Origin of the sequence: Leptospira kemamanensis, assembly GCF_004769665.1 — a bacterium.
GTDB classification, from domain to species: domain Bacteria; phylum Spirochaetota; class Leptospiria; order Leptospirales; family Leptospiraceae; genus Leptospira_A; species Leptospira_A kemamanensis.
On the sequence record NZ_RQGG01000029.1, the window covers coordinates 36,507 to 53,018 of the forward strand.

Genomic DNA, 16,512 nt, shown 5'->3' on the forward strand with positions numbered 1-16,512 from the left:
ATCCAATAATATTGCAAATTTAAGGCATTTTTGTGTTACTTGCCCTAAGCAAAAAAAATGGAAGGAATGCGAATGGATGTTACCAATCAAAAACGAAAATTTTCAATTCTCAATTTAGCGTATCTCATCGTCATGGCAACTGGTCTCATCCAGTGCGGTGTTGTTTCCGAATTCATGGGAAACCCTGCCTTAGAAAAAGAATTAAAAGACACCCAAACTCTCGCTTTATTAGGGCTTATCAAACCTGGGGAAGTTCAAACGATTAACAACGGTACGCCGATTGAAAATCCTAACAATAACAGTGGAACAGATCCGAATTCGATCGCTCCACTGACCCCACCACCCGAACCACTGAAAAACATTTGGGCGACACTCAGTAATTTGCCTAGAAATTTTGCTCATTCTACATCCCAGACAATTGGAGATAAGATATATATTTTTGGGAGTACAGGGATAGGTGATAATACTGTTTATTCTTACAATACTGTAACGGCACAATGGAATAAATTGAAGAATATGCCTTCGGCTAGATATGGTGCTACATCTGCTCGTATTGGCAATAAAATCTACGTTTTAGGTGGGTATGAATATGTATATCAAATGACATATGATCCACCACCATATTGTGCAAACCAATTATTATGGCACTGTTTTCAATGGGTGGATCCTCCGCCTCAATATGGATATGTTGCTAATGCCAGAAATTCAATGTTTATTTATGATACAGTAACTGACACTTGGACAACAGGCGCACCAATGTTAGTCTCTTCGAGCTTTCATTCTAGTGTAGGATATAACGGAAAAATTTACCTTTTCCGAGATGGAAGTGTTGATGTCTATGATGCATCATCCAACCAATGGAATCTTCTTTTAACGAATTCGCCAATCAGATTCCATTACTCGATACAAGTGTTTGATGATAAATTTTATTTCTTGGGAGGTTATTCTAACGTAAATGGTTACTTCAATAATGTATTTGAATTTGACCCAGAGACTCTTACTTTCAGACAGATGACAAATATGCCTACAAATAGAACGTTAGTTGTAACAGCACTAGTGGGGGATAAAATATATGTAATGGGTGGACATGAAAATGAACATTCTCTTGTGGTAGAAGAATTTTCCCCTGATACAAATTCTTGGACTGCCAAAACTTCTCTTCCACAAGGAGCATTCTTAAATCGCGGAGTTGGTGGTTATGCTAACAATCGATTTTATGGAATTGGTGGCTATAGTAACGTCGTTGTATATTACGACCCCGCTAACGACACAACAACGCACCTGAAAGTACTGATGAATTTCTCTCGCTACTACTTTGCCTCGGCAGTTTACAATAATAAATATTATGTATTTGGCGGGAATATCAATGGGTATGCAATTAATGGAATCGAGTCTCTTGATTTAGTGAGTAACTCTTGGTCAAACCAAGGAAATTTACCAAATGCTAAATTTGGTCACAAAGCTGCAATCCTTGGAAATAAAATATATCTAGTTGGTGGGATGCGAAATGGATCAGCTCAGGCAGAGGTCGAGATTTATGATCCAGAAACAGGTTCGATTACACCTGGGACTCCAATGGATACTCCAAGGACTTATCATTCCCTTTGTGTCAACAATGGCAAGATGTACGCGGTTGGTGGAAATAATGGTAGTACAATATTAAATTCCATTGAGGAATATGATCCCGCAACAGATAAATGGACTTACAAACGTACGATGACGAGTGCTCGCACAGAAACCGCCTGTGCATTCCATGAAAATAAACTCTATGTATTTGGAGGTAGAATTGGAGATTCCAATTATACTGCTTCGGTTGAGTCTTACAATCCAGCGTCTGATAGTTGGACTCTTCATAAACCCATGAATACGCAACGATCTTTATTCGATGTCGTAAAGTTACGTGGTCGAATTTATGCAATTGGAGGTTGGAATAGTGGTTCTATGTCGCAAGTGGAAAAGTATGATCCAACCTTAGAGCAATGGATCCCAGAATATCCTATGAATTCAGTTAGATATGGTCACTCTGCCATTGCTCCTGATCCAAATCGGATCATAGTCGTGGGTGGGCACAATGGTTCGAATTCTTTAAACAGTGCCGAAGAATTTTACTAAACGAAGAGGATTCGTTTTATCCAAAGTGCGGGATCGAAAAAGGTCCCGCTTTTTTTATCGATCTCTTTTATCCAATCATCATAAAATAAGGGATCTAGATTTCTCTTGGCTGATTGGTTCCAATCTTTTCAAGTCGAGGCAATTCATCTAATCTCACATCTCTTTCGTGATCTCTTTTTTCCAGAAAATCCCGAACCTGATTCCTTGTTAATGATACGACAAAAAATCCAACCAGTTGGATTTTGGAATTCGAATGGATTTTAAATTCACACCATACCATATCTTTGTTGTTGGTCTCCAGGCATTTTTGCAGTTCACCGTCGTCCTCGATTTTATGATTTTATCCCCACTTGGTGTCCTCGTTATGAGTGAGCTCCAAATCCCAACAGAAAAGTTTGGTTATGTGGTTTCTGCATATGCCTTTAGTGCAGGGATATCGGGATTGTTAGCTGCTGGATTTGCAGATCGGTTTGATAGAAAAAAACTTCTTTTGTTTTTCTACATTGGTTTTGTTGTCGCTACTTTCCTTTGTGGGATTGCCGTACATTATGAATTTTTATTTTTTGTGAGAATTCTGACAGGGATGTTTGCTGGAGTTTTATCTTCCATCTCTTTTGCCATTGTTGCCGACTTGTTTCCATTGCAGGTAAGGGGAAGGGTGATGGGATTTATCATGACAGCTTTTGCTGCAAGCCAAGTTTTCGGATTGCCGATCGGTATTTATATCTCAAATATTTGGGGATGGCAATCCCCGTTTCTTATGATTGCAGGTGTAAGTGCATTAGTAGGTGTGTTTATCTTTTTATTTCTAAAACCTGTGACCCAACATTTAGATCAAAAAATGGATCGAAATGCATTTCATCATTTGGTGACGACTCTCACAGAACCTAAATATTTACCTTCATTTATCGCAACCACATTACTTGCAACAGGTGGATTTATGCTGATGCCTTTTGGATCTGCATTTTCCGTTCACAATCTTGGGATGCGATTAGAAGATTTACCCATGATATATATGGTAACGGGATTTGTCTCTATGTTAGGTGGACCAATCATGGGTAGACTAAGTGATGCAATTGGGAAGTATAATATGTTTTTTGTTGCTTCTACGATTGCCGCAGTGATCATCATTTACTTTACACAGCTCAAAGTCACTCCACTTCCAACGGTGATTGTCATCAATTCCTTGTTATTCGTTTTTATTGCTGCACGAATGATCTCAGCCAATGCTATCAATTCTGCTGTTCCCGAGTTACACGATCGTGGCGCTTTCATGGCAATCAGCTCTTCCATCCAACAGATCTCAGGTGGAATTGCGGCTTCTGTTGCAGGACTCATTGTCATTCAAACTCCCAGTGGATATTTGGAACGATATGAGGTATTGGGTTATGTGGTAGCGACTGCAATTGTTTGCACAATACTGATTATGTACAAAGTGAATGAAATGATTTCGGGGAAAAAGTAAGCAATCCTAAAAAAAGGAATAAAAAATATCGGAGATAATATAGAAAGGAATAGATATAGTAAATTCGAAGTTATCCTAAAACTACGGATAGGGAAACAAAAGAATTGTATCCTCTATCCGCTTCAAACTAAAATTTAGGTGGTAGATTTATTTCCCAGCCAATTCCTTTGCAAGATCAACTAACAAACGTACACCGTAGCCTGTGGGTCCATGGAATTGGGTTCCAGATTTCTTTTTTCTCCACGCAGCTCCTGCGATATCGATATGAGCCCAATTGATAGATTCATCAACAAACTTGGAAAGAAAAATTCCTGCAGAAATGGTTCCCGCACCTTTTCCACCACCAGTGATGTTTTTGAGATCAGCTATGTCTGACTTTAAGTCTTCGCCATATTCTTCCCAAAGAGGAAGTTCCCAAACTCGATCATCGGATTCATTTGATGCCTTAAAGAGTGCTTCTCTGAGTGGATCCGAATTGGTGAGGATCGCTGCCGCCTCATGACCAAGAGCAATGATGACAGCTCCCGTAAGTGTTGCCAAATCCACCATATAATCTGGTTTGTAGTTTTTGGAAACATACGATAAAACATCACCTAACACAAGTCTACCTTCCGCATCTGTGTTTTGGACTTCCACAGTGGTTCCGTTATAGGCTATGTAAACATCACCAGGTTTGATGGCTTTTCCATCTGGCATGTTTTCCGCAACTCCGATGGCAGCGATGATATGGATTGGGATCTCGAGCGCGGCAATAGCACCAATCGCGTGTATGGTGGCAGCGGCCCCACACATATCATATTTCATCTCATGCATTTCACCAGGAGGTTTTAAGGAAATTCCACCTGTATCGAAGGTTAATCCTTTTCCTACAATCGCAAATTTCTTTTTGGCTTTGGCAGGTTTGTATTCCAAAATCACCATTTTCCCTTCGAGTTCCGAACCACGAGAAACAGCGAGGATTCCACCCAGGCCCTCTTTTTTGAGTTGGGCTTCATCCCATACTTTTACAGAGAGTTTGTATTCTTTGGCAATTTCTTTTGCTCTAGAAACAAAATCGTTGGGAGTGAAGTAATTGGCAGGTAAATGCGCAATGTGACGGGCACCATTCACATGTTTTGCGACGATTTTACTTTTAGAAAGTCCATCTTCTGCTAAGTTTATTACTGTTTTGTCTTCAAACTTTAAGAAAACTGCACCAACTATCTTTTTCTCTTTATCCTTCTTTTTGGTTTGCAAAACAGAAACTGGATAACTTCCAATAAAAAGTGTATTAGCGATTTGATACGCAATTCGATCTGCAGAAAACTTTTTGGAAAGAGCCTTTGAAATTTGGACTTCTAAACCCATTCCATCATAATTTAGGATTTTTTCTCCATATTTGAAGAAATGAGAAATGAATTTGCGAAAACTTAGTTTTTCCTTTTCACCTAATCCAAGATAAATGGTGTGATTAACTTCATCTCGGAATTCTTTTCCTAGTTCCCCAGAAAACACTTTGGTTTCTATTTGGACTGGGAATTTTTTACCTAGTTCTTCTTTTACATCTTCTTGGAAAATGGGGATGAGTTTATAAAAAGAACCAGATTTAAACTGACCGATTTGGATTTGGAGTGGAGAGATTTCGATTTTCATTTCCCTTGGATTTCCTGAATGTCTTTGATGATTTCTTCAACGTGTCCTTTTACCTTCACGCTGTCATAGATTTTTTTAATTTTAAGCGAACTATCGAGTAGGAAGGACGAACGAACAATACCCATTCCTTTGCGACCCATAAACACTTTTTCGCGCCACACACCGTAAGCTTCACAAATCTCACCTGATTCATCAGAGATGAGATCAAAATTGAGTTCTTGTTTTTCGATGAACTTGGTATGAGATTTGGGATTGTCTTTTGAAATTCCGACCACATTGTAACCGAATTTTTTAAGTCTGGCAAAGTTGTCTCGAAAGTCACAGGCTTCTGTGGTGCAACCTGGTGTCATGTCTCTTGGATAAAAATAAACAACGATTCCATTTTTGCCTGTGAGTTCGGCGAGTTTCACTTTTTCACCGTTTTGATTGACACTTGTAAAATTGGGGGCTTTTTTCCCTACTTCCAACATAATTTTCACTCCTGGTAAATTCATTCTTTTAGACAATTTTCAGTTGTCAATTTCGGAAAATGGTTCGATACTTCTGGTATGGACTCCAAGGAAAGAGCACATCTCATCCGCGAAGGGAACACAGCTTTCAATGCTGGTGATATCCGTAAAGCGCGTGAACTCTTTCTGAAGACTGACTACAAAGATGGACTCATTCGTTTGGGTGACCATTTTATGTATGATCGTAAACTCCCCATGTTGGCCTTTGGTTATTACAAAAAAGCAGGCCGTCAGGACAAAGTGGATGAAATTTACCAACGGATGGTTTACGCTCTGTCGGTTTGGTTGGGTCGTGACAAATGGAAAACGCCAAGTCCTGCGAACCAAACAAATGACTCTGCTCGCGCGGACAAACAATCAACTTTGAATCCAGATGACTTCAAAGTGCATCCTATTTTAAAGGCAAAGGCACTCGAAATTCTTTCTTCCAAACATTAGTCAGATTGGATTCGTCTAAGGACAAAACATGATCGATAGTTTTACATTACAATCACTCGTTATCTCCACACTTATCATTTTTTCGATTCTTTCGAGTAAACTATTCTTTCGTTTTGGATTTCCCATATTACTTATTTTTTTAACCTTTGGGATGTTGGCTGGTTCCGATGGTCCTGGTGGGATTGACTTCAGTGATTATAGTTTAGCTCAGTCCATTGGTATTTTTGCATTAATTTACATTTTGTTTTTGGGTGGATTGGAAAGTGAGTGGGATAGTTTAAAAAACTTTTTGTCTGTTGGGATCAGACTTTCCATCATCGGAACCATATTAACAGCCCTCATTTTAGGTGTACTCATTCACCTTCTCTTCCCAGTTCTTGGGTTTATGGAATCGTTTTTACTTGGTTCCATTGTGAGTGCAACTGACGCCGCCTCTGTCTTTAATATATTTAAGACAGGTTCATCAGACCTTCCCGTTCATCTCAAAAAGATCATCGAATTTGAATCGGGTTCTAACGATGCAGTGGGGGTTCTTCTTACCACTATTTTTATGAGTCTCATTACCGCAGATTCTAGTTTTAGTGGCTTTCAGTTCTTTCGTTTTTTTGTCATGCAAGTGCTTGTAGGGATGATGATGGGATACAGTATGGGAATTCTCATATTATACCTCATGAACTCCGTCAAACTAGGGTATGACGGTCTTTATTTAGTATTTATCACGGCTTCGGTTCCCTTTATTTATGCTGTCACAACGGTTTTCCAAGGAAATGGATTTTTGGCAGTATACATTGCAGGGATCATCGTGGGACGGAACAAATTCATCCATAAAAAATCCATCTTTCGGTTTTTGAATGGATATGTATGGATCTTACAAATTGGTATGTTCCTTTGTTTTGGACTTTTGGTGTATCCAACCAGAATGGCTAATATTTGGGTACCTGGACTTCTCATTGGGGTGTTGCTGATATTGTTTGCAAGACCACTCGCAGTTTTTATTTCCTTGTTCAGAGTCAATTTACCAATCAAAGAAAAATTGTTTATTTCTTGGGTCGGACTCCGAGGTGCCTCTCCCATCATCCTTGCTACTTTCCCGATTGCCCAAGGACTTGTTTGGGGAGATTTACTCTTTCACATTGTGTTTTTTGTCGTACTCGTATCACTTCTCATCCAAGGCTCACTCATTCCCAGAGTGGCACAGTGGTTAGGAATCCTCAAAGTTGATCCAGATCGTAAGATCTATCGTCCTACAGACTTTGATAACATCGAGTTTCCTGGGATGACCTTACAAGAGTTAATTGTTCCATACAATTCAAGTGTTGTCGATAAAGCTTTGTTTGAGATTAAACTTCCTGACCAGTCCCACATCCTACTCATTGCGCGGGGAGAACAATTCCTCATTCCTTCTGGAAACACCCAAGTGAAAGGTGGGGATGTGGTATGGGTTTTGGCAAAAGACGATGTGATGCCAATCATCGGCAAAACCTTTATGTCAATTGCCTAACAAAGTTTTTGTTAGGTGACAAAAGTTATTTTTTAGAAGAAATCAGCTTTTTGTCCAATCGAAGTAGATAATACACAGGCAATGCAATGAGGGTGATCATAAGCCCCCATGATGCTGTAATTGGTTTTTCGACAAATAAAATCACCATCACTGCGATGTTTGCAAAGATATATAAAAAGATTGGAAGAGGGTAAAGAGGAATTTTATAATCCGATTTCATACCCATTTTTTCAAATCGAAACGGTGTTGCTGCCGTGAGACAAGAAAGGATAAGGATCGAACAAGTGATCATATACAGTAAGGCTTCTATTTCTTTCACAAACAAAAAGAGAATCGCAACGAAACCTTGAAAAAAAATGGATACATAAGGGCTATGCCATTTGGGGTGAACTTTGGAAAAGGAAGGCAAAAATACACCATCTCTTGCCATGGCAAAATACACCCGACTTCCCCCAATGAGGATCGCAGACATAGATCCTAAAATCACCCAAGCAATGAAACTAGTCGTTAAAATAGAATAATTAATACCGAATAACTTTTGAAAGGCGATAGCACCAATTCCGTCTTGTCCCGCCAATTCATCGATAGGCGCTGAGATCACAAACAGTAAATTGATCGCAAAGTAAAGTCCAGCGACAAGAAAACATGCAGTGATCGCAGATCTTACAATGGTTTTTTCAGGGTTTTTCACTTCTTCGGCAATATAAGTGATCATATTCCAACCCAGGTAGGAAAAAGAGACGGGCACAATGCCGATGAGAATTTTGGAATAAAAGGAAAGTTCCAGTATGTTTGGGAAGGGAGAGTTGAGAAGGTAATCCCAATGCGTGGAGCCGATGGAAAACCCAAGTGCCAAAAATAAAAGGAGTCCTGTAATTTTTAAAACAGCAAATACATTTTGCACGCGAACCGCAGACTTGATTCCAAAATAATTCAATCCACTAAAAAACAGAATGGGTAAAATTCCAATGAAGGTACGGGAACTCACTTGTAAGTCTAGACCGAGAAAGGTGAAGGTGGGTGATTCAAAGTAGGGGAGTTCAGGAAATAAAATTTGAACATATTTGCCAAACGCTAAGGCAAGAACCGACACACAGGCAGAAAAATTTGTGAGTAGAGAGGACCAACCACTCATAAACGCAATGGCTGGGGAATAAGCGACTTTTAAGTATACATAATCTCCTCCAGCAAAAGGAAGGAGTCTTGCCGCATAAGCATACGTGATGGAACCAGACAAAGCAAGAAGACCACCGATGATCCAACAAAGTAGGACAATCCAAAGGTTTCCAGTTTCTTTGATTAAATACCCAGAAGTGAAAAAAATCCCCGATCCCACCATGGAAGAGAAAAGAACCGAGATGGAATCAAAAGTATTGAGGCTACGTTTTAATTCCAATTAACCGCCAAGCAGACGTTTGACCATGGTTTCTGAAATCGGTTTCATGGAAGCAGTGGATACGGATCCAATTTTTCCCTTAAACTCTTCTGGGTTTAACATCATACCAAGGGAAAATATATTTTCACCTTCCACTTCCTTTTTTTTCAGTTCTGCGAGAAGTCCAGAAATCGTGGCCTTACTCGTTTCCAAAATTTCTGGTTTGGATTTGTTCCCTTCACCTAACTCGGGAAAGAGTGGCTCTCCCTCAAACAAAAGTTCTTTGAGTTTGTTTTCTTCTTGGGTATTGTCTTCCAAAAGTCCAATGCGAGATTGTTCCTTGGAAAGTTGTTTTTGTAATTCTGTGAGCCGTGATTGGATATTGTGGTATTGAACAGGAAGACTTACCACAAAGTCAGATTTCTCATCTGCTTTCTGTACTTGTGTTCCCACTTTTCCAGAGACATCTTTGGTGTCCTTTTTGTCCTGGATTAATTTTTCGGCTGAGTTGAGGAGACGATTGAGACGAACATCCATGTCCTACCTTCCTTGGTAAAGGCCTTATGTCTCGGCGGTGCCTGGACATAAATCCTGTGACTACCTGTCTAATTTTCGGATGACCCGTACAAGGAAAATAAACTTTTTCTAAAAAAAAGTAAAGAATTATTAAAGTTGACTCGAGTTTTTGCACAGTTTTCTTAGTGGGAGTTTATGGAAAGAAACCAATTTCTTCTCTTTCTCTCCTTTTTGTTCTCCACCATTGCCACAATTTTGGGTATTGCGATCCTAGTATCAGGTTCGAGTTTAGCTCGTTTTTCGAGTGGAACGGGGGGTAGTTTATTTCAAGCCAGTGAAATCGGGGCTGTGGTCATTCCCATCGTTGGGGAAATCCATTCCGGGGAATCTACTTTTGAGTCCACAGGGGCAGATACCGTATTACGCCAATTACGTGAATTAGAAGAGGATGGAAACGTAAAAGGCATCCTTCTCGAGATCAATTCCCCAGGTGGAACCGTAGCTGCTTCCCAAGAGATTTTTAACGAACTCATTCATTTACGCAAAACCAAAAAGATTGTGGTGAGTATGAAAGACGTAGCCGCTTCTGGTGGGTATTATATCGCCGCCGCCTCCGATTATATTTTTGCCGAAAACGGAACCATCACTGGATCCATTGGTGTCATTTCGTTTGCACCGAATGTAAAGGGACTTCTCGATCGTTACGGCGTGGCAGTGCGCACCTACAAAGCTGGAAAATACAAGGATATGTATTCTCCGTTTCGTGATTCCACTAACGAAGAAGATGACATGATTGGTAAACAACTCCAAGACACCTATCGTAAGTTTGTCGAAGATGTTGCCAAAGGCCGCAACAAAACCGTAAAATCAATTGAAGAGTTGGCAGAGGGGAAAATTTATTCAGGGGAAGATGCGTTTCGTAACAAACTGGTAGATGATATCGGTGGAAGACGAGAAGCGCATAAAAAACTTTCAGAACTTTGTCAATACGAAGGCCTTATTCCTTTATTTGAGCAGGAATACTCTCCTTTTGAAAGAATGATACGTTCGTTAGGTGTCAAATTTTTAGGAGAAGGATCACAGACAGCAAAAGTTCGTGCTCTTTTACAAGCACAAGTATTGGTGATTTTACCAACCGCTCTTGGGAAATTGATGTTATGAGAGATTTTTTCTTTGATTTGGTAGATACTTTGGAGTTGGTCTTTCTCGACCCACTCCGTTATTCAGAAGAAGTAAAAGAAATACCATTTGCCATCAGTTCAATTTCTAGTTGGTTGTTTTCTATTTTGGCCGCTTTGTCGTTATCAGTGGGGATGAGTATCCTATCTGCACCTTATACGCTATCGACTTTGTCATTTTTGTTTTTTGGTTTTATTGCCAATTTGATTTTGTTTCGATTTTTCCCATTTTTTTATTCACTGGTTGCTGACTATTACGTACAAAAAAAAGGTAGAACACAAAAACTATTGTTCCTTGTGATGTTCGCAAGGCACGCCACCGTAATCTTTTTGTTATTCGCACCGATTTGTATTGTGTTTCATGCAATTGGTTTCACTGGTGTGGGTTCCGGTTTTTTATTGTTACTCACATTCATTGCACTCTATGGATTTGTCATAGCACGCGGACTCAAATCCATTTATGAGCTAAGGAGTCGAGATTCGATTCGATTTTCCTTTTATGCATTGGGTTTAACGATTTTGTTTCCATTTTTAATGAACTTGTACACAGCAACGAGTGTCCTGCAATCGGTTTCAGGCGGTTTTTAATTGAATTTACTCATCACAAATGACGACGGAATTTCTTCCGCCGGGATCAAAGCATTAGAACGAGTCCTCGGCAAATCTTACAAAACATACCTCATTGCACCACTCAAAGAACGATCTGTGACTTCCATGGCACTCACTGTTTTCCAAGGAATGCGAGTCGAACGAATCAACGACAACCATTACATCGCTGATGGTTTTCCTGTGGATTGTGTGAACATTGGTTTGTATGCAGACATATTTCCAAAAATTGACTTTGTCATCTCTGGGATCAACAGAGGTGTGAACATGGGATATGATGTGCATTATTCAGGGACAGTTGGTGCGGCAAAACATGGTGCCTTACACGGTATCCCATCGCTTGCTGTGAGTTCTGGTCGCATTGATCCTGATGATGGATATGAAAAGGAAGCTGAACTTGTGTTAACCTTCTTAGAAAAATACAAATCCCAAATCCAATCAGGAGAAATTTGGAATTTGAATTTTCCTCCTGAAGTCAATGGAACGGGAACCATCAGTGAACTTGTTTTTACAAGACTTGGTCGTAGGCGTTATTCCGAAAAATATGAAAAAAAACAAATCATTGAAGGTGTCAGCGAATTTCAGTTAAACGGAAGTTTGCTTGGACATGATGAAGAAACAGGCACTGACTTTGAAGCGTATTACCAAGGTAAAATCCCTGTCACACCGATCCAATTGGACCTAACAGAAAAAATTCGACTGAAGGAATTACAGTCCAAATAAAACCTATGGCAGTAGACAACGATTACCTTTCTTATATGAACAAAGGCAATTATGCCATGGCCTTAAACCTTCTCGACCAAGCATTGTTGCAAAATCCAGAAGATCCTATCCTCTTATACAATTTTGCTTTGTGTTGTTTCCAAACAAAAAACTTTAAAAAAACAATCCAAGTTTTGGATCGAATCTTAAGTGAATACCCAGGTTTCATTGAACTAGACAATGTGTACCAACTCAAAGTGTTTTCCCTTGTGGAACTCAAAGAATGGGAATCTGCAGAAGAGATCATCAAGGAACGATTGCAGATTGCAATCGATGATGCCAAACTCCTCTCGTTTTTGGCCCATGTGTATGAATACACACACCGTTTGGAAGATGCGATCTCCATCCACAGACGGATTTTAAAAGCCAATCCTGATTATAAAAATAGTTTGAATTCCCTTGGTTACTTACTCGCTTTAAAAAAGAAACTAACAGCAGAGGAAAGAGCAGAAGCCATTCGTTCCTTAAAAAAAGCATTAGAACTGGATCCCAATAATCCGGCCTATTTGGATAGCTTTGGGTATTTTTTGCAATCCAATGGGAAACCAGAGGAAGCTTGGAAGGCATATCGTAAGGCCTTACAAAAGAATCCAAACCACCCAGTCCTCCTCGAAAGACTCAAGAACCTGAAGAAATAAATCTCCCTTTTGTTGACACAGTCCTTCTTCCAAAAACACTGGTGTTTCAAGGACTTTCTCGGGATGTAGCGCAGTGGTAGCGCATCTGTTTTGGGTACAGAGGGTCGCAGGTTCAAATCCTGTCATCCCGAATCAGTTGGTTCTATCTGACCCGGTAGCTCAGCTGGATAGAGCAACTGCCTTCTAAGCAGTTGGTCGGGGGTTCGAATCCCTCTCGGGTCGATGATTGTTCTAGAAACGGTGGATGTAGTTCAGCGGTAGAGCCCCGGTTTGTGGTACCGGTCGTCGCGGGTTCGAATCCCGTCATCCACCCACTTGTAAATTTCCCCTTTAACGATATACTTTCTCAAAAATGGCATAGGCGCCTCGCGTTCGCCTGGCCCTCCGTGGCCAGAGCTCCCGCACGCATACATCCGTGTATGCTGTTCGGCGCCCATGCCATTTTTGAGAAAGGCTTCGATTTCATTGGGAAATTGTGTACAAGTACAGATTTTACTTATGAATCAATTGAATTGGGATTCGAACGATTTTGCGATAGAGTTCGAGTAGCCAATTTGGCAAGACACCTTGCCTAATTGGCGTTAAGCGAGAACGACCGAGCGCAAGGACGCGCGAGGGCTCGCAAAAGACGGCCTGGAACGAGTTCGACCTGGATGGGAGAACCGTGGAAGGCGAATCCCGTCATCCACCCACTTGTAAATTTCCCCTTTAACGATATACTTTCTCAAAAATGGCATAGGCGCCTCGCGTTCGCCTGGCCCTCCGTGGCCAGAGCTCCCGCACGCGTATATCCGTGTATGCTGTTCGTCGCCCATGCCATTTTTGAGAAAGGCTTCGATTTCATTGGGAAATTGTGTACAAGTAATGGAGTTAATTAGGGTTAAAGTGTATCGGGGAATATGTATATAACATACGTTATGTTGTATGATTGTGCAATATTATTACTTACACCGATTTTTGAAGGTTAGGGAGAAGGATAGGATCCAAATTCAATTCAGAAATTTCGAATTCTATATTATTTTATTTTCTAATTCTCTACAGGTAATAAACTGCATACTACTGAAAGAGGGAAATCACTCGTATGCATTCTTATTTTTCCAACATAACCATTCGTTCCAGACTGATTCTTTTACCTCTTCCGATCCTGCTGTTTTTACTGATTGTACTCGTTTTGTACATTCAATCGCAAAACAAGGAAATCGATTTCTCAGTGAAAGAACAGAAAGGTATCGAGATCATAAAACCTGTTTATTTTGCTTACAAGGTAGCGTTGCCGAAATTCAAAATTGGGAATGAAAATAGTGATGATTTAAAACCAATGATTGAAGAAGGAAAAATAACAATTTCCAAATCAGGAATTCTTTTTGAAGATTCGAAAGAAATCCAAAAATGGAATTCCTATTTAACATTTAAAAGTTTCGATCAAGAGACAACTCGCAACTTTTTAGTAGATACCCAAGAACTTGCTGTCAAAATCGGAGATCATTCCAATTTAATTTTAGATCCTAAACTTGAATCCTATTACCAAATGGATATCATTCTTTTTCAAATACCTGCATTGTGGAAACACGTTGGTCAACTCAAAGAATTGATACGGGATGAATACTTAGGAGAGAATCGAAAAAATAAAACCTTCTCAAATATAAGTTATACAAAATCGATTATTTCAATTAATGCAATTGAGAATATTTGTGTGAACATAACCAATTCATACAAAAAGACAATTGAGAACGCGCCGTCCTATCAAAACTGGATTCAAAAAAACATATTACAAACGAACCAAGCTTGTAATGCCTATGTTGAAGAATTAAAAAGAATTTTAATCAAACAAGTGATCAAACCAGAGACATCAGATGAATTGTTCAACATCATTCATAAAGGCACATTTCTTGGGTCGGAAATTCAAAATTTTTCTATTTTGATATTTGAAAACTTAATTTCGGAACGTTTGTCTGAACAGAAATTTCATAGATTGATCAATATCATCATTTTAGTGTTAGCTTTGAGTATTTCCATACTTTTGATTTTCCTCATATTTAAAAGTATCAATGTACCTTTAAAAACTGTTTTGATGAAGGTTGAAGAATTATCAAGTGGTGATGCAGATCTAACAAAAAAACTTCCTTCCTTTGGTGAAAATGAGATTGGTGAAATTTCAGGTTCTATCAATCGTTTTGTGAATCAATTACATGATATCATTGTGCAATTAAAACACTCTGTGAATCAAGTGGAGAAGAGTTCAGACCAATTAAAACATGATGCACTCTCTGTGTCGGACAATGCATCTGGTCTTGCTTCCACTAAGTTAGCGGAACATGGAAATTTGTCGATTCGGAGCACCGATAATTCTATGGAAGAAATTCGATTAGTGACAAAAGAGATTTCTGGAATTGTAGATTTGATCACTGATATCTCGGAACAAACGAATTTACTTGCACTCAATGCAAGTATCGAAGCCGCAAGAGCAGGTGATGCCGGAAGAGGTTTTTCAGTTGTGGCAGAAGAGATTTCAAAACTTGCAGATAAAACAAGGATATCAGTCAAAAACATTATGAACTTAATTGCTAAAAGTGATTCAGCAGTGACAATTGGAGTGAGTCACGTGAACGAAACCGTGAAAGTGCTGAATGAAATTGTTGGCCAATCCAATCGAATACAAACTGGAGTTGAAAAATTAAAGGGAGAAGTTTCGTCGCAATCGAATAGTTTAACCAATGTTTCACATGAACTAAAAGAACTGCAGTCATTGGCAGAATCGATCGAAACTTCATGCCAAGAACAAAAAAGAACTTCAGAGGATATGGTGGTAAGCGTAAATTCACTTTCTGGAAGTGCTCAGGAACTTGCACAAAGTTCCGAGGATTTAAACCAAGTGAGTGTGGCAATCAGTAGTGTGGCAAAAACGATTTCTACGATCGCAAATTCATTTGAAACTTCTAAAGGTTAAAAAGATAAAAAAATGTTCTTGGAATCGTAATATTTGTTTTGAAGTCTCGAATTCTTTCTTGCCGTTTCAAAAATAAATTTCATAACTGAATTCGTATGTCCATGAATTCCACTACAAAAAAAGTTTATTGGGTGATCGGGTTTTTACTTTTCTTAAGTCTTGTTCCTAGTATTGCAGGCGTAATACGAATCTCCCAAATCGCAACTGGAGCTGGTTATACGGTAGAAAACCAAAGATTTTTTAATGATCCAATCCCTGTTTTGATTCATATTGTAGCAGTGCTTGTTTTTAGTATTTTAGGTGCATTTCAATTTGCACCTGGATTTCGGAAAAAAAATCTTCGATGGCATAGAATTTCGGGTAGGTTTTTAGTATTCTTTGGGTTAACAACTGCTATTTCAGGAATTTGGTTAACATTAGTTTATCCCAAGGTTCCGACAGATGGTGATTGGTTGTTTGGAATTCGTATCGCCGTAGGATTTTGGATGTTTTTCTGTATGATTTTAGGATTCGGATTTGCGATGCGACGTAAATTTATTATTCATAGCCATTGGATGATTCGTGGTTATGCAATTGGTTTAGGTGCCGGAACACAAGTGTTTACTCATTTGCCTTGGTTTCTGATGGTGGGTGGAGAACCTTCGGGGATTCCGAGGGATTTGATGATGGGAGCGGGTTGGCTCATTAATTTTTTATTTGCCGAGTGGTTGATTCGAAAAAAATAAACTCCTATTTCCAACAAATTGTTCCAAACAGTTTTTGAAACGATTTCCATTTCTCACTTGCATGGAATTTTCTTCCCGATAGACTCTTAGAGGCTTTTGGTGAACTGA

The 16,512-nt window shown here is 39.4% G+C and carries 14 protein-coding genes and 3 tRNA genes; 13 read left to right on the plus strand and 4 right to left on the minus strand.

Going from position 1 to position 16,512, the window contains the following annotated elements; translation table 11 throughout:
• Positions 1-72 precede the first annotated feature (72 nt).
• Together EHQ59_RS09655 and EHQ59_RS09660 are read left to right on the plus strand one after the other, a co-directional pair.
• Positions 73-2,112 (plus strand): Kelch repeat-containing protein, encoded by a 2,040-nt coding sequence (locus tag EHQ59_RS09655; RefSeq protein ID WP_167481395.1) that lies wholly within the window; start codon positions 73-75, stop codon positions 2,110-2,112.
• A 253-nt stretch (positions 2,113-2,365) separates the two neighbouring features.
• Positions 2,366-3,577, plus strand: coding sequence for an MFS transporter (locus EHQ59_RS09660; protein WP_135619455.1), 1,212 nt, complete (start codon positions 2,366-2,368; stop codon positions 3,575-3,577).
• A gap of 147 nt (positions 3,578-3,724) precedes the next feature.
• On the opposite strand, the gene EHQ59_RS09665 is transcribed toward EHQ59_RS09660, so the two are convergent.
• Both EHQ59_RS09665 and bcp read right to left on the minus strand, forming a co-directional pair.
• On the minus strand, positions 3,725-5,209 hold the full coding sequence (locus EHQ59_RS09665; RefSeq protein WP_135619456.1) for a leucyl aminopeptidase: 1,485 nt from the start codon (positions 5,207-5,209) through the stop codon (positions 3,725-3,727).
• The gene (gene bcp / locus EHQ59_RS09670) at positions 5,206-5,679 is read right to left on the minus strand and encodes a thioredoxin-dependent thiol peroxidase (protein ID WP_135619545.1); all 474 of its coding nucleotides are present in this window, start codon (positions 5,677-5,679) and stop codon (positions 5,206-5,208) included. Before bcp ends, EHQ59_RS09665 begins: the two co-directional genes overlap by 4 nt.
• Positions 5,680-5,757: 78 nt before the next feature.
• On the opposite strand from bcp, the gene EHQ59_RS09675 reads away from it, so the two are divergent.
• Both EHQ59_RS09675 and EHQ59_RS09680 read left to right on the plus strand, forming a co-directional pair.
• The gene (locus EHQ59_RS09675; RefSeq protein ID WP_135619457.1) at positions 5,758-6,156 is read left to right on the plus strand and encodes a hypothetical protein; all 399 of its coding nucleotides are present in this window, start codon (positions 5,758-5,760) and stop codon (positions 6,154-6,156) included.
• 28 nt (positions 6,157-6,184) lie between these two features.
• A complete protein-coding gene (locus EHQ59_RS09680; RefSeq protein ID WP_135619458.1) occupies positions 6,185-7,657 on the plus strand; it encodes a potassium/proton antiporter in 1,473 nt (490 codons plus the stop codon).
• Between the two features lie 25 nt (positions 7,658-7,682).
• On the opposite strand, the gene EHQ59_RS09685 is transcribed toward EHQ59_RS09680, so the two are convergent.
• Positions 7,683-9,053: an APC family permease gene (locus EHQ59_RS09685; protein ID WP_135619459.1), complete on the minus strand. Its 1,371-nt coding sequence runs from the start codon at positions 9,051-9,053 to the stop codon at positions 7,683-7,685.
• On the minus strand, positions 9,054-9,569 hold the full coding sequence (locus tag EHQ59_RS09690) for an LIC10415 family protein (RefSeq protein ID WP_135619460.1): 516 nt from the start codon (positions 9,567-9,569) through the stop codon (positions 9,054-9,056). It lies immediately after the preceding gene.
• A gap of 174 nt (positions 9,570-9,743) precedes the next feature.
• Here EHQ59_RS09690 and sppA point away from each other — a divergent pair, with 174 nt between their 5' ends.
• From sppA to EHQ59_RS09735, 9 genes are all read left to right on the plus strand, one after another.
• Complete coding sequence (gene sppA / locus EHQ59_RS09695) at positions 9,744-10,709, plus strand: signal peptide peptidase SppA (RefSeq protein WP_135619461.1); 966 nt, start codon at positions 9,744-9,746, stop codon at positions 10,707-10,709.
• A complete protein-coding gene (locus EHQ59_RS09700) occupies positions 10,706-11,314 on the plus strand; it encodes a hypothetical protein (protein WP_135619462.1) in 609 nt (202 codons plus the stop codon). Before sppA ends, EHQ59_RS09700 begins: the two co-directional genes overlap by 4 nt.
• Complete coding sequence (surE, locus tag EHQ59_RS09705; protein ID WP_135619463.1) at positions 11,315-12,055, plus strand: 5'/3'-nucleotidase SurE; 741 nt, start codon at positions 11,315-11,317, stop codon at positions 12,053-12,055.
• 5 nt (positions 12,056-12,060) lie between these two features.
• Positions 12,061-12,732, plus strand: a complete 672-nt coding sequence (locus EHQ59_RS09710) for a tetratricopeptide repeat protein (protein WP_135619464.1) — start codon at positions 12,061-12,063, stop codon at positions 12,730-12,732.
• Between the two features lie 59 nt (positions 12,733-12,791).
• A tRNA-Pro gene (locus tag EHQ59_RS09715) sits at positions 12,792-12,863 on the plus strand.
• 17 nt (positions 12,864-12,880) lie between these two features.
• Positions 12,881-12,954: transfer RNA gene (locus tag EHQ59_RS09720), tRNA-Arg, on the plus strand.
• Positions 12,955-12,972: 18 nt separating this feature from the next.
• Positions 12,973-13,044 (plus strand) — tRNA-His (locus EHQ59_RS09725).
• 769 nt (positions 13,045-13,813) lie between these two features.
• Positions 13,814-15,679 carry a methyl-accepting chemotaxis protein gene (locus EHQ59_RS09730; RefSeq protein WP_135619465.1) on the plus strand — a complete coding sequence of 622 codons (1,866 nt, stop codon included), beginning with the start codon at positions 13,814-13,816 and terminating at the stop codon, positions 15,677-15,679.
• Positions 15,680-15,780: 101 nt separating this feature from the next.
• Positions 15,781-16,404, plus strand: coding sequence for a DUF2306 domain-containing protein (locus EHQ59_RS09735; RefSeq protein WP_135619466.1), 624 nt, complete (start codon positions 15,781-15,783; stop codon positions 16,402-16,404).
• Positions 16,405-16,512 lie beyond the last annotated feature (108 nt).

Excerpts from the sequence above, each read along its gene's own strand:
- EHQ59_RS09655 (WP_167481395.1), top strand. The coding sequence starts at position 73 with ATGGATGTTACCAATCAAAAACGAAAATTTTCAATTCTCAATTTAGCG.
- EHQ59_RS09660 (WP_135619455.1), top strand. The coding sequence starts at position 2,366 with ATGGATTTTAAATTCACACCATACCATATCTTTGTTGTTGGTCTCCAG.
- EHQ59_RS09665 (WP_135619456.1), bottom strand. The coding sequence starts at position 5,209 with ATGAAAATCGAAATCTCTCCACTCCAAATCCAAATCGGTCAGTTTAAA.
- bcp (WP_135619545.1), bottom strand. The coding sequence starts at position 5,679 with ATGTTGGAAGTAGGGAAAAAAGCCCCCAATTTTACAAGTGTCAATCAA.
- EHQ59_RS09675 (WP_135619457.1), top strand. The coding sequence starts at position 5,758 with ATGGACTCCAAGGAAAGAGCACATCTCATCCGCGAAGGGAACACAGCT.
- EHQ59_RS09680 (WP_135619458.1), top strand. The coding sequence starts at position 6,185 with ATGATCGATAGTTTTACATTACAATCACTCGTTATCTCCACACTTATC.
- EHQ59_RS09690 (WP_135619460.1), bottom strand. The coding sequence starts at position 9,569 with ATGGATGTTCGTCTCAATCGTCTCCTCAACTCAGCCGAAAAATTAATC.
- sppA (WP_135619461.1), top strand. The coding sequence starts at position 9,744 with ATGGAAAGAAACCAATTTCTTCTCTTTCTCTCCTTTTTGTTCTCCACC.
- EHQ59_RS09700 (WP_135619462.1), top strand. The coding sequence starts at position 10,706 with ATGAGAGATTTTTTCTTTGATTTGGTAGATACTTTGGAGTTGGTCTTT.
- EHQ59_RS09710 (WP_135619464.1), top strand. The coding sequence starts at position 12,061 with ATGGCAGTAGACAACGATTACCTTTCTTATATGAACAAAGGCAATTAT.
- EHQ59_RS09730 (WP_135619465.1), top strand. The coding sequence starts at position 13,814 with ATGCATTCTTATTTTTCCAACATAACCATTCGTTCCAGACTGATTCTT.
- EHQ59_RS09735 (WP_135619466.1), top strand. The coding sequence starts at position 15,781 with ATGAATTCCACTACAAAAAAAGTTTATTGGGTGATCGGGTTTTTACTT.